Annotated in this window: 11 protein-coding genes; 5 read left to right on the plus strand and 6 right to left on the minus strand. The window is 71.5% G+C overall.

Annotated features, from left to right (window positions below; translation table 11 throughout):
* The first annotated feature begins 106 nt into the window (after nucleotides 1-106).
* Nucleotides 107-1,063 carry an AraC-like ligand-binding domain-containing protein gene (locus tag AC0L6F_RS05735; RefSeq protein WP_473539966.1) on the plus strand — a complete coding sequence of 319 codons (957 nt, stop codon included), beginning with the start codon at nucleotides 107-109 and terminating at the stop codon, nucleotides 1,061-1,063.
* 151 nt (nucleotides 1,064-1,214) lie between these two features.
* Here AC0L6F_RS05735 and AC0L6F_RS05740 read toward each other — a convergent pair whose 3' ends face one another.
* The 4 genes from AC0L6F_RS05740 to AC0L6F_RS05755 all read right to left on the minus strand — a co-directional run bounded on the left by AC0L6F_RS05740 (nucleotide 1,215) and on the right by AC0L6F_RS05755 (nucleotide 3,786).
* Nucleotides 1,215-1,541 (minus strand): hypothetical protein, encoded by a 327-nt coding sequence (locus AC0L6F_RS05740; RefSeq protein WP_274637755.1) that lies wholly within the window; start codon nucleotides 1,539-1,541, stop codon nucleotides 1,215-1,217.
* 88 nt (nucleotides 1,542-1,629) lie between these two features.
* Nucleotides 1,630-2,163 (minus strand): DUF2127 domain-containing protein, encoded by a 534-nt coding sequence (locus AC0L6F_RS05745; RefSeq protein WP_473539510.1) that lies wholly within the window; start codon nucleotides 2,161-2,163, stop codon nucleotides 1,630-1,632.
* Between the two features lie 60 nt (nucleotides 2,164-2,223).
* Complete coding sequence (locus AC0L6F_RS05750) at nucleotides 2,224-2,355, minus strand: hypothetical protein (protein ID WP_259612418.1); 132 nt, start codon at nucleotides 2,353-2,355, stop codon at nucleotides 2,224-2,226.
* A gap of 12 nt (nucleotides 2,356-2,367) precedes the next feature.
* Nucleotides 2,368-3,786: an aldehyde dehydrogenase family protein gene (locus AC0L6F_RS05755; RefSeq protein ID WP_473539511.1), complete on the minus strand. Its 1,419-nt coding sequence runs from the start codon at nucleotides 3,784-3,786 to the stop codon at nucleotides 2,368-2,370.
* A 327-nt stretch (nucleotides 3,787-4,113) separates the two neighbouring features.
* Between AC0L6F_RS05755 and AC0L6F_RS05760 the strand changes: the two genes are divergently transcribed.
* A complete protein-coding gene (locus AC0L6F_RS05760) occupies nucleotides 4,114-5,763 on the plus strand; it encodes a thiamine pyrophosphate-binding protein (protein ID WP_473539512.1) in 1,650 nt (549 codons plus the stop codon).
* 48 nt (nucleotides 5,764-5,811) lie between these two features.
* On the opposite strand, the gene AC0L6F_RS05765 is transcribed toward AC0L6F_RS05760, so the two are convergent.
* Nucleotides 5,812-6,984 carry an FAD-dependent monooxygenase gene (locus AC0L6F_RS05765; protein ID WP_473539513.1) on the minus strand — a complete coding sequence of 391 codons (1,173 nt, stop codon included), beginning with the start codon at nucleotides 6,982-6,984 and terminating at the stop codon, nucleotides 5,812-5,814.
* A gap of 86 nt (nucleotides 6,985-7,070) precedes the next feature.
* Here AC0L6F_RS05765 and AC0L6F_RS05770 point away from each other — a divergent pair, with 86 nt between their 5' ends.
* The 3 genes from AC0L6F_RS05770 (at nucleotide 7,071) to AC0L6F_RS05780 (ending at nucleotide 10,199) form a co-directional block, all read left to right on the plus strand.
* A complete protein-coding gene (locus AC0L6F_RS05770; protein WP_274637750.1) occupies nucleotides 7,071-7,766 on the plus strand; it encodes a TetR/AcrR family transcriptional regulator C-terminal domain-containing protein in 696 nt (231 codons plus the stop codon).
* Nucleotides 7,767-7,893: 127 nt separating this feature from the next.
* Nucleotides 7,894-9,495, plus strand: a complete 1,602-nt coding sequence (locus tag AC0L6F_RS05775; protein WP_473539514.1) for an ATP-binding protein — start codon at nucleotides 7,894-7,896, stop codon at nucleotides 9,493-9,495.
* Nucleotides 9,492-10,199, plus strand: a complete 708-nt coding sequence (locus AC0L6F_RS05780) for a response regulator (RefSeq protein ID WP_259612424.1) — start codon at nucleotides 9,492-9,494, stop codon at nucleotides 10,197-10,199. The genes AC0L6F_RS05775 and AC0L6F_RS05780 overlap by 4 nt, the downstream gene beginning before the upstream one ends.
* 10 nt (nucleotides 10,200-10,209) lie before the next feature.
* Here the strand turns inward: AC0L6F_RS05780 and AC0L6F_RS05785 are convergent, their stop codons facing one another.
* Entirely contained in the window at nucleotides 10,210-12,090 is a 1,881-nt protein-coding gene (locus AC0L6F_RS05785; protein ID WP_473539515.1) for an FAD-dependent monooxygenase, read from the minus strand.
* Nucleotides 12,091-12,156: the final 66 nt, after the last annotated feature.

A 12,156-nucleotide genomic window follows, 5' to 3' on the forward strand; every position in this document is an offset into this window, starting at 1 on the left:
CATGACCGGGCGAGCACGGTCCTTGTCCGCGCGGGCACGCCGCACCCCTGGGCAGGGCGCACCGAATCGTATACAATGCCAGGAACGCTCAGAGTGCGAGGTGATGATGCCCGTGTCGGCGACCACGAAGGCCGGTCCGGTCGCGACCAATGTCGCGCGCGATGTGACCGCGTTCCGCGCTGCGGTGAACGAATCCTTCGTCCCGCTGCTGGTGACGGCATCCCGTGCACAGCGCTTCGGCGGAGTGATCCGCGCCGCCGGGGCCGACGATGTGCACCTCACCGAGGTGCAGGCCACACCGCATGTGGTCGAACGGACGCCGCAGCTGATCGCCCGGGACGAGCGCGCGTTCTTCAAGGTGAACCTCATGCTGGCCGGGCGAGGTCTGCTCGTCCAAGACGGCCGCGAGGCAGTGCTCGAGCCGGGCAGCCTGGCGGTCTACGACACCAGCCGCCCGTACTCCCTCGTGTTCGACGACGAGTTCCGCACCCTGGTGGCGATGTTCCCCCGCCACCTGCTCCGTCTCCCGACCGACCTGGTCGGCGAGCTCACGGCCGTCCGCGTCTCGGGCAGCGAGGGTGTGGGTGCGGTCGTCGGCCCCTATCTGGCGCAGCTGGCCGCCAACCTCGAGCAGTTCACCGGTGCCGTCGGCGCACGCCTGGCCCACAGCGCGCTCGACCTGATCGCGACGGTCTTCTCCCAGGAGCTCGGGCTGGACGATGCCGCCGATCCGCACCGCGCCCTGATGCAGCGCATCCGCACCCACATCGACGGCAACCTCGCCGCCGAGCTGACCCCGGCATCCATCGCGGCCGCGCACTTCATCTCCACCCGGCACCTGCACGGGCTGTTCCAGGAGCAGGGCACCACGGTCTCGACCTGGATCCGGTCGCGGCGACTGGAGCAGTGCCGACGCGACTTGACCGACCCGCTGCTCGCCGACCGGCCGGTCGCCGCGATCGCGGCCGGATGGGGGTTCGCCGACCCCGCGCACTTCAGCCGCACGTTCAAGGCGGAATACGGCGTCGCGCCCAGCGAGTTCCGGGCGTCGCTGGCCACGTGATCCCTGCGTCGGCAGATGGAGTTCACCGACACCGAGCTGGTCAACCGCGCGCTGCGCGACTGAACCTGGGGGCAGGCCGGCTCCACCCGCCGGAGCCCTCAGCGGGGCGGGCGCAGGCCCACAACGCCGATGACCGCGATCGCGGCGGTGATCACGGCGAGCACGCCGAAGCCGGCGGCGAGGGATGCCGCGGTCCCGACGGCGCCGACGAGCAGAGGTCCGCCCGCGTCGCCCACTTCGCGGCCGAAACCAGCGCGAGCACAGCGACCGGCGCGGCGCTGAGCACGGCATCGAGGCCGAGCCGTGTGCCCAGCAGTGGAAGGGAGCCCACCGCGACCCCGAGCATCCCGGTCGTCGCCGCAAGCACCAGCACCGGCACGACGAACCCGCGCTCGGTGGTCTGGCGCGCGAGGTCAGCCAGCGTGTAGCGCGGGCGCGGCAGCACGGGTGGGGCCGGCAGCGCCAGCGCGATCCACACCGCGGCGCGAGCACGCGCGAGGGCGCCTCCGATCGGGCTCTGCCGAGTCCCGTCACCAGACCGTTCTACCGCATCAGCGCCGCGGCGCTCACGGCCCGTCAGTGGGCGCGCTGCCGCTGCGTTCGGTGTGACGCGCATGATGTCGTGCCCGATGCAGTCGGTACTCGCGCAGGGTGAGCGCGACGATGAACACGTCGAACACCGTGATCCCCAGCATCCCCCACGTGAAGTGCACGATCATGTCGTAGATCTGGTAACCGATGAACACGACGAGAAATCCGATCAGCCACGGGTACGCCCAGAGCCGATCGCGCAGCACCGCGACCACGAGCACGACTTTCACCGCCCCGTGCAGCAGCAGATAGATCGCGCCGAACAGCGCGGCCGACACGTCGAGGGATGCCGCGAACCGCACGAGTGCGTTCGCGATGAGGTCGTGGGGATCCTCTGAGAGCTCGTGCTGCGTGAGCACCTGGACGATCTGCGAGATCTGCGACGGGGTCAGCACGAGGAACAGGACGCCGCCGATCAGTTCGAGCACGCCGTCCAGGCCCTTCAGGATCAGCCCGATCCAGAAGAGGCGGTCGAGCAGCCACTGCCGTCGCGCGCGCGACATCCTCATGCAGCGCAGGTTACCGCCGATGTCGATGGGGCCTGTGGGAACGACCCGGCCGCGCGGGCGTCACACGCCGGCGTGCTCGAACGCGAGGGTGGGCACGTCGCCTCCCACGCCTCGGGCTGCCGCGGTATCGGCCGCATCGGCGGTGATCGCGGCCGCGCCGGCGCCGCCGACGATGATCGCTGTCGTCGTCATGTTCTTCCTCGCTCAGCCGTTGATGATCTGCGGGACGGCGACCGACTTCAGGCCCTCGACGCCGAACTCCAGTCCGTAGCCGGAGCCCTTGACGCCGCCGAACGGGATCATCGGGTGGACGCCGCCGTGCGAGTTGATCCAGACAGTGCCGGCCTGCACGCGTGCGGCGACCTCGCGTGCCTGTTCGCGGTCACCCCACACCGAGGCGCCCAGCCCCACGTTCAGGCGGTTCGCGCTGGCGACGGCATCCTCGACGTCGGAGTAGCGGATGATCGGCAGCGCCGGCCCGAACTGCTCCTCATCGACGAGCGCGTCACCGTCCTTGACATCGGCCACCAGCGTGATCGGGTAGAACAGCTCGCCGAGCTCGGTGGCCGGGGCGCCGCCGGTGACGATGCGTCCGCCGTTCGCCCTCGCGTCCTCGACGAGACGGCTGACGATGTCGAACTGCTGCCGATTCTGCAGCGGGCCCAGCACGTTGGCCTCGTCGAGCCCGTCACCCATCGGGGTCTGCTCGGCGATGCCCTTGAGCGCGTCCACGACGTCGTCGTAGATCGAGTCATGCACGTACAGGCGCTTCAGCGCCGCGCAGGTCTGCCCGGTGTTGATGAACGCACCCCAGAACAGGTCCTGCGCGATCGCCTGCGGGTCGGTGCCGGGCAGGACGATTCCGGCGTCGTTGCCGCCGAGCTCGAGCGTGAGCCGGGCGAGGTTCCCGGCCGAGCTCTCGATGATCTTGCGGCCGGTCGCGGTCGACCCGGTGAACATGACTTTGTCGATGTCGGGGTGGGCGGCCAGCCGGGCCCCGACCTCGCGGCCGCCCGAGATCGCGATCAGGACATCGGCGGGCAGCACCTCGTTCATCACCGCGACCATCGCGAGCACGCTCAGCGGCGTGTACTCGCTGGGCTTGATCACGACCGTGTTGCCCATGCGCAGCGAGGGCGCGATCTGCCAGATCGCGATCATCATCGGCCAGTTCCACGGACCGATCGCCCCGACCACGCCGATCGCGCGGTAATGCAGCTCGGCGTGCGTCTCGCCGTCGTCCACGATCACCTCGGGCTCGAGGACCGTGGATGCCGCGGTGCGCAGCCACGCGGAGCACGCGCCGACCTCGAACCGGGCGTTGGGACCGTTCAGCGGCTTGCCCTGCTCCCGCGACAGGATGCGGGCGAGCGGCTCGGCGTTCGCATCGATCGCGTCCGCGACCTTGAGCAGCAGCGCGCTGCGCTGCGCGTGCCCGAGCGCCTCCCAGCCGGGCTGCGCGGCCTTGGCGCGTGCGATCGCGTCGTCCAGGTCGGCGACCGACAGCTCCGGCGCCCGCCCGATGATCTCCCGGGTCGCAGCATCCGGGATCTCGCGACCCTGACCCGCGGGGGCCTGGACCCGGTTCAGCAGCGCGGTCTCTTCCGGCGTGAGCTCAGACATCGGTGTCTCCTTCGTCAAGTCGATGGGGCGCGGCATCCGACCGCGCTCTGCTCCCATTGTCGGCCGCCGCGAAGCACGGAGGGTTGACTGCCAGTGCAGAGGTCTCGTCTGCCCGCGTAGGGCCGTGCTGCACGCCGGGCGGGCGGTGGTCCTCCCCGGCATCCCGTCGCGGCCGCGCTCGCGGATCCGGCCACCGGCACTAGAATCGGGATGTCGGGCGGCCCGCGCCGCCGGTGCTCGGAAAAGGGGCACGCAGCCACCGCGATGACCGCGGCGCGCGAGACACATACGGCATCCGCATCCGTCCCTGTCTCGAAAGGCTTCGCCATGCCCTCCGTCTCCGCCCACGTCGCCACCACCCTCGCCACGCACATCGAGCACGTGTTCGGGGTGATGGGCAACGGCAACGCGTACTTCCTCGACGCCCTGGTGCGGGGCACCGGCGCCACCTACACCGCCATGCGCCACGAGGCCGGCGGCGTGGTCGCCGCCGACGCGCACTTCCGCGCCTCCGGGCGCATCGCCGCGGCCACGGCCACCTACGGCGCCGGCTTCACCAACACGCTGACCGCCCTGGCCGAGGCCGTGCAGGCGCACATCCCGCTCATCCTCGTGGTCGGCGACGAGCCCACCAGCGGGCCGCGCCCGTGGGACGTGGACCAGATCGCAATGGCCTCGGCGGTCGGCGCGCGCACCTACACCGTGGGACGAGCGGATGCCGCGGCCACGACGGTCATCGCGATCGAGCATGCGCTGGCCTACCGGGTGCCGACGGTCCTGGCGATCCCCTACGACGTCGCGGCGCTCGAGGCCGGCCCGGTCCCGGATGCGCCCGCTCCGGTCCTGCCCGCGCCGCTCGCGCCGACCGCGTTCGGCCGGGCCGAGATCGCCGAACTGGCGCAGGAGCTCGCAGGAGCGGAGCGTCCGTTCCTGCTCGCCGGCCGCGGAGCCTGGCTGTCCGGGGCGAGCGGGCCGCTGGGCGCGCTGGCCGACCGCACCGGTGCGGTCACGGCCTCGACCGCACTGGGCCGTGGCGTCTTCCCCGACGCCCGCTATGACCTGGGGGTGGCGGGCGGGTTCGGCGCAGAAGGGGCCATGGCGCTCGTGCACGATGCGGATGTCGCGGTCGTGTTCGGCGCCTCGCTGAACCAGTTCACGATGCGCTTCGGCGAGCTGTTCGCCCCCGGCACGCGCGTGGTGCAGGTGGATGTCGCGCCCGCGGCCACGCACGCGCACGTGGGCGGCTTCATCCGCGGCGACGCGGCGGCCGTGGCATCCGCCCTCGTCGCCGAGCTCGACTCGATCGGGGCCGTGCCGCGCGGCTGGCGCGAGCAGATCGATCTGCCGGCGCTGACCGCCCGCGAGCAGGGCGAGGAGTACGCCGCCGACGGCCGGCTCGACCCGCGGGCGGTCGCCGTGCGCATCGGGGCGCTGCTGCCGGAGGATCGCGTCGTCGTCTCGGACGGCGGCCACTTCATCGGCTGGGCGAACATGTACTGGCCGGTCGCCTCCCCCGACCGAATGCTCATGGTGGGCACGGCGTTCCAGTCGATCGGCCTCGGCTTCCCGTCGGTGCCCGGCGCCGCGCTCGCGCAGCCCGACGCGACCATCGTGCTGACCACGGGCGACGGCGGCGGGCTGATGGCGATCGCCGATCTGGAGAGCGCCGTGCGCACCGCCGGCGGCCGTGGTCTGGCGGTGGTGTGGAACGACGGCGCCTACGGTGCCGAAGTGAACCTCTACGGGCTGAAGGGGCTGGCCACCGCGCCGATGCTGATCCCCGACGTCGACTTCGCCGGACTCGCCGCAGCGGTCGGCGCCGAGGGCGTCGTGGTCCACACGCTGCGCGACCTCGACCGGCTCGCCGCGTGGGCCGCGCAGCCGGCCGCAGAACGCCCGTTCCTGCTGCTGGACTGCCGCATCTCGTCGAGCGTGATCGCGCCGTACCAGCGGGAGATCATCCGCGTGAACTCCTGACCGCGGCGAACCGCGTGCGATCGAGAGTCGGGTTCACGATCGGACCGCTCACGCCATCCGGTAGTCGGGCACGGTCCGGTCGGTCGCGAACCGCTCCGTCATCCACATCATGGTGCCCAGCATCGCGCGGTTCGTGAAGGTCCTGTTCCGGCGTCGGATCGCACGATCTGACCCGGGCGCGAGGAAGCGCCCGGCGTTTCCGCTGCGCGCGACCTTCGTCAGCGGCCGCATGCGCCGGTCGTACGCCGCGAACGCGGCGGCATGGTCGCCGCGGGCCGCCGTCAGCTCGCCCGCCAGGATGTACGCGCCGACCAGGGCCAGCCCGGTGCCGAAGCCGCCGAGCGTGTTGGCGTAGCCGGCGTCGCCCACCAGCGCCACGCGTCCCCGCGTGAACGAGTGCATCCGGGTGCGCGTGAGCGCATCCAGATAGAAGTCGGATGCCTCGACCGCCGCCGCGATCATCTCCGGCACGCGCCAGCCGACCCCCTCGAATGCGGCACGCAGCAGACGGCGCTGGGCGTCGACATCCCGCCGGTCGTAGTCGCCGGGATCCGCCGCGAAGACGAACAGGCTGGGGGCCTTCTGCCCACCGGCCAGCGCCAGGCGGCCCGGTCGGCTGTACCCGTATGCGACGGCGCGACCGTCCGGCAGGGACGTCTCCAGCCCGGACAGATCGACCGCGCCGCCCGCGACCGCGTACACATAGCCCAGCGGGTGCACATGATCCGACTCGGGGCCGAAGGCGGCGCGGCGCACTGCCGAGTGCACGCCGTCCGCGCCGATCACCAGATCGAACCGCGCGGCGGGGCGTCCCGCGAATCCGACCTCGACGCCCGACGTGCTCTCGGTCAGGGCCGTGATCTCGTCGCCGAACACGTAGTTCGCGTCCGCCGCGCTGCGCAGGTGCAGGATGCCGGCGAGGTCGCCGCGCAGGATCTCCAGATCCCCGCCGATGAACTCGCCCGGGATCACCGCCTGGACCCGATCGCTCTCGTCGACGATGCGCCAATCGGTCCGACTGGTCTGCTGTGCGCGGATGTCGTCGTACACGCCCATCCGCTCCAGCACGGTGCGATGCGTGCGCCCCTTGAAGTCCACCGCCTGGCCGCCGGGCCGGATGCTCGACGCCTTCTCCACCACCGTCACGTCGCACCCGTTGCGGCCGAGCCAGCCGGCCAGTGCCGCGCCGGCGATGCCGGCCCCCGAGATCAGGATCCTCATGATGTGCTCTCCCAAAATTAATTGCGTCTCCCAGACACAATACTTATCGCGTACGCTAGACGCAATTATTTTCTCGAGGAGAGCCGATGAGCACACCGGATGCCGCGCCCCTCGTCGCGCTGCTGTGGGGATCGGACCCGCGCCCCCGCCGTGGACCCAAGCCGCGACTGTCGGTGCCGACGATCGCAGATGCCGCGATCGCGATCGCCGACGAAGGCGGTCTGGATGCCGTCACCATGCAGGTCGTCGCCGACCGGCTGGACGCCGCGAAGATGGCGCTGTATCGCTACGTCCCGGGGCGCACCGAGCTCGACGCGATCATGCTCGACCGCGCCCTCGACGGGGCGCCGGACCCGATCGAGGGGCCATCGTGGCGCGCCCGTCTGGCCGCGTGGGGCACCCAGCTGCACGACCGGATGGCACCGCACCCGTGGGCGGTCGAGTTGGCCCAGCGTCCCCATCCCCCCGGCCCGTCCGAGCTGGCCTGGTACGAGGCCGGCTTGGCGGCGATGACGAAGCTGCCGCTGGCCGGTGCCGAGAAGCTCGACGTGCTCGTGCTCCTGGTCGGCCACGTGCTCGGCCTGGTGCGGCAGGAACGCGCCCGGCCCGCGCCCGAGCAGGAGCTGGCCGACACCATCGGCAGCATCCCGGACGACCGCGCGGCCGCGTACCCGCTCACCCTGGCCGCGTTCGCCGACGCGGGCGCGCGCCGCGACGACGCGCTGCGCTTCGGGATCGACCGCATCCTGGACGGCGTGGCCGCCCTCACCGCCGGTCGCTGAGGGTTTCGTGCATTCTGCGCGGGGTCGACTCCCGGTCCGCGCCCGTCCCGAAGTGGGACAATGACACCCGCACCCGTATCCGCCCCCTCGAATCCGCACCCGCACCCGCGAAGAAGCAGGAGCACCGATGGCCCGCAGCAGCCGCCTGTCCACCAGCATCCTGCGCACCCAGGTGGCGATGCTGGTGGCGGCCCTGCTCGTGGGCTTCGCCCTGTCGCTGTGGCAGGCGCACGAGATGCTCGTGCACCAGTTCGAGCAGCGCGCCCTCGCGATCGCCAACACGGTGACGGTCGAGCCGGGGATCGCCGACGCCGTGCTGGCGCACGATCCCCAGGGCGTCGTGCAGACCCGCGCCGAGGCGGCGCGGCGATCCACCGGGGCGCTGTTCGTCGTCGTCACCGACGACCAGGGCGTGCGCTACTCGCATCCGGTGCCCGACCGCATCGGGCAGCGGGTGTCCACCGACCCGAGCTCGGCGCTGTCGGGCAAGACCGCCGTCAATGTCGAGCGCGGGACCCTCGGCCTGTCGGCGCGCGCCAAGGTGCCGCTGCGTGCCGAGTCCGGCCGGATCGTCGGCGAGGTCTCGGTGGGCATCGACGCCGAAGAGATCGAATCCGGCCTGTGGCGCTGGATGCCCTCGATCGCCCTGTACTCGGGCATCGCGCTGGCCGTCGGGGTGCTCGGCTCGTTCCTGCTGGCCCGCCGCCTGAAGCGCCAGACGTTCGGGCTTGAACTCAGCGAGATCGCCACCCTGCTGCAGGAGCGCGAAGCCATGCTGCACGGCGTCGCCGAGGGCGTGATCGGCCTGGACCCCGACGACCGGGTGGCACTCATCAACGACGAGGCGCGTCGGCTGCTGAGCATCCCGCGCGCCGAACTCGGGATGCGCGTGGGCGACGTCGTCCCAGCCGGGCGGGTCCGCGACATCCTCAGCGGCGACGTGACCGGTGCCGACCTCGTGCTGCTCACCGACGAGCACGTCCTGGTGCTGAACCGGATGCCGGTGCACCTGCAGGGCCGCGACCTCGGCCATGTGATCACCGTGTCGGACCGCACCGAGCAGGAGGGCCTGCTGCGCGAGCTGGACAACGTGCGCGGCCTCACCGATGCGCTCCGCGCCCAGCAGCACGAGTACGCGAACCGGATGCATGCGCTGTCCGGGATGCTGGAGCTCGGCAGCGTCGCCGAGGCGACCGCCTACGTGGCCGAGCTCTCGGCGACCGCCTCGGACCTGGCCGCGCGCCTGCAGCAGCAGATCGCCAGCCCGCAGCTGGTCGGCCTGCTGGTCGCCAAGTCGGTGGTGGCGGCCGAACGCGGAGTGACGCTCACGCTGTCCGATCGGTCCGAGCTGGGCACGGCCGAGGCCGACCCGCGGGTGCTGCTGACGGTGCTCGGAAACCTCGTCGACAACGCCATCGACGCCGCCGTCGCCGGCCCCCAGCCCGGGCGGATCGAGGTGGAGATCCTGGCGGACGGCGACCGGGTGCGGGTGCAGGTCAGCGACAGCGGGCCGGGAATCGCACCGGATGCCGCAGCCCGCCTGTTCGACGACGGATTCACCACGAAGCCGAACGCCGGCGAGCGGCGCCGCGGGCTCGGCCTCGCGCTCGTGCACCGGGTGGTCGTCCAGCACGGCGGCCGGATCGACGTCTCGGAGGGACCCGGCGCCGTCTTCACCGTCGAGGTGCCGCGGCGCACCGCACCGCAGACCGCGGCGGTGCTGCGGTGACCGAGGACCTGCCCGCCGTGCGCACACTGATCGTCGACGACGACTTCCGGGTGGCGGACCTGCACGCGCAATTCGTCGCGAAGGTGCCGGGGTTCACGGTGAGCGGGATCGCCCACACCGCCGCCGAAGCGCTCGAGCAGGTGCGCGCGGACCGTCCCGACCTGATGCTGCTGGACCTGTACCTGCCCGACCAGTCGGGGCTGGAGATCATGCGCCGACTCGGCGAGGCGCCGACGCAGCCGGGGGTGATCGTCATCACCGCCGCGCGCGATCTCGCGCACATCCGGGCCGCGATCACCCAGGGCGCGGTGCACTACCTGGTCAAGCCGTTCCGGTTCGCCACGCTCGCCGAGCGCCTGAACGCGTTCCGCGACCTGCACTTCCGGCTCGCAGAGCTGGATTCGGACAGCGGCGAGGCCGATCAGCAAGAGGTCGACGGCCTGTTCCAGCTCATGCGCACCGGCAGCATCACCACCCCTCCCAAGGGGCAGTCAGCCGAGACGCTGCGGCTGGTGCGCGCCGCGGTGCGGCACGCCGACCACGACGTCTCGGCGGCCGACGTCGCCGAGGCGATCGGGGTCAGCCGGCCGACCGCCCAGCGCTACCTGTCGGCACTGGCGCAGCAGGGGCTGGTCGAGCTGCGCCTGCGGTACGGGGCGACGGGCCGGCCCGAGCACCGCTACCGCGAGGTGCGCGGCAGCTGAGCCGGCCGCCTCACACCGCGACCAGGTTCTGCGCGAAGAACGCCGCCAGCTCGTCGGTCGCGGTCAGCGGCAGCACCGCCGCGACGTACTGATCGGGCCGGACGACGACCACGACGCCGTCGCGCGACAGCCCGCGCTCGGCGAAGATGTCGATGCCGTCGCCGGCGGCGAACACGCGCTCCCAGTTCATCAGCTGCAGCGATCCGCAGCGGGGGCGGAACACGTCGGGCGCCGCCACGACATCCACCGCGTCGAAGTGCTGCTGGTAGACGACCTTGACGTCGAACACCGCGTCCTCGTCCCCCCCGGCCGGTGTGTACTGCACGATCGGCGAATCGGGTGAGGTCCGCATCCACTCCGCCCAGTCGGCGAGGGCGGATGCCTCGCCCTGACCGGGACGGTCGGCGAACGCGTAGATCCGCCAGCGTCCGTCGGCCTGATGCTGATGCCCGATGTGCGTGACGTTGCCGTCGCACACCTGCACCGCCTCGGCGGACTTGAACCGCTTGCCGATCGGGTAGCCGGTGGCCAGCTCCTGATGCGTCGCGTCGCCGGTGATGATCGACGGCGAGTACTGGGTCATGAAGCCGGACGGGAACTCGCTGGTGGCCAGATAGAAGTCGGCGAGCTCCTGCGGGTCGGAGATCTCCTCGGGCTTGCGCGCCATCAGCGAGGACCACTGCCGGTCGAAGTCGATGAGCTCCTGGGCGACCGGCTGACGCTCGGCCGAGTACGTGGACAGCAGCTCCTCGGGACTGCGGCCGGTGAGCACGAGCCCGAGCTTCCAGCCCAGGTTGAACCCATCCTGCATCGAGACGTTCATGCCCTGCCCCGCCTTGGCCGAGTGCGTGTGACAGGCGTCCCCCATGAGGAACACGCGCGGGGCGCGGTCCGAGCCGACCTCGACGTCGTCGAACTTGTCGGTGACCCGGTGCCCGACCTCGTACACGCTGTACCAGCCGGCCTGCTTCACCTCGATCGTGTACGGGTGCAGGATCTCGTTGGCCTTGGCGACGGTCTTCTCCAGCGGCGTCTGCCGCACGTGGTGGTGGTCGCCCTCGGGCACCTCGCCCAGGTCGACGTAGACCCGGCACAGGTATCCGCCCTCGCGCGGGATGTGCAGGATGTTGCCGGCCTCGGAGTTGATCGCGCACTTGGTGCGCCAGTCCGGGAAGTCGGTCTCCACCGTGACATCCATCACCCCCCACGCATGCGCGGCGAACGCCCCCACGTGCTTGCGCCCGATGGCCTCGCGCACCTGGCTGCGGGCGCCGTCGGCGCCCCCGACGTACTTGGCCCGGATGGTGCGCTCCTGCCCCTCGCGCGCCCCCGCGACGTAGCGGACCCGCACCTCGACCGGGTACTCGCCCTCGTCGTGCACGGTCAGGCCGACGAACTCGATGCCGAAGTCGGGGGTGATCCGGCCGGGGCCGCGCACCGCAGCCTCGGCGAAGTAGTCGAGCACCCGGGCCTGGTTGACGATCAGGTGCGGGAACTCGCTGATGTCCTGCGCGTAGTCGGCCTGGCGCGTGGTGCGGATGATGTTCTCGGGATGCTCCGGGTCGGGGGTCCAGTAGTTCATCCACGCGATGTTGTACGCCTCGGCGACGATGTGCGGCGCGAAGCCGAACGCCTGGAACGTCTCCACGCTGCGGGGCTGGATGCCGTCGGCCTGGCCGAGGGCGAGCCGGCCCGGCCGGCGCTCGATCATGCGCGTGGTGATCTCGGGGAACTGCGACATCTGGGCGGCCAGGAGCATCCCCGCCGGGCCCGAGCCGACGATGAGCACGTCGACCTCATCGGGGAGTTCGGTCGGGCGGTCGATCCCGGTTCCGGCCGCGGGCAGGACGCGGGGCTCACCGGACACGTAACCGTTGTGATGGAACTGCATGGATTCTCCTCGGCATCGAGGGTGTCGCTTCTCACGGCATTGTTCTATATTGGAACGCGACACTCT

The sequence above is a fragment of the Microbacterium sp. G2-16M genome (assembly GCF_055809115.1).

Bases quoted from the DNA above. Each gene is read 5' to 3' on its own strand.
- AC0L6F_RS05775 (WP_473539514.1), top strand. From the start codon at position 7,894: ATGGCCCGCAGCAGCCGCCTGTCCACCAGCATCCTGCGCACCCAGGTG.
- AC0L6F_RS05760 (WP_473539512.1), top strand. From the start codon at position 4,114: ATGCCCTCCGTCTCCGCCCACGTCGCCACCACCCTCGCCACGCACATC.
- AC0L6F_RS05785 (WP_473539515.1), bottom strand. From the start codon at position 12,090: ATGCAGTTCCATCACAACGGTTACGTGTCCGGTGAGCCCCGCGTCCTG.
- AC0L6F_RS05750 (WP_259612418.1), bottom strand. From the start codon at position 2,355: ATGACGACGACAGCGATCATCGTCGGCGGCGCCGGCGCGGCCGCGATC.
- AC0L6F_RS05735 (WP_473539966.1), top strand. From the start codon at position 107: ATGCCCGTGTCGGCGACCACGAAGGCCGGTCCGGTCGCGACCAATGTC.
- AC0L6F_RS05765 (WP_473539513.1), bottom strand. From the start codon at position 6,984: ATGAGGATCCTGATCTCGGGGGCCGGCATCGCCGGCGCGGCACTGGCC.
- AC0L6F_RS05770 (WP_274637750.1), top strand. From the start codon at position 7,071: ATGAGCACACCGGATGCCGCGCCCCTCGTCGCGCTGCTGTGGGGATCG.
- AC0L6F_RS05745 (WP_473539510.1), bottom strand. From the start codon at position 2,163: ATGAGGATGTCGCGCGCGCGACGGCAGTGGCTGCTCGACCGCCTCTTC.
- AC0L6F_RS05755 (WP_473539511.1), bottom strand. From the start codon at position 3,786: ATGTCTGAGCTCACGCCGGAAGAGACCGCGCTGCTGAACCGGGTCCAG.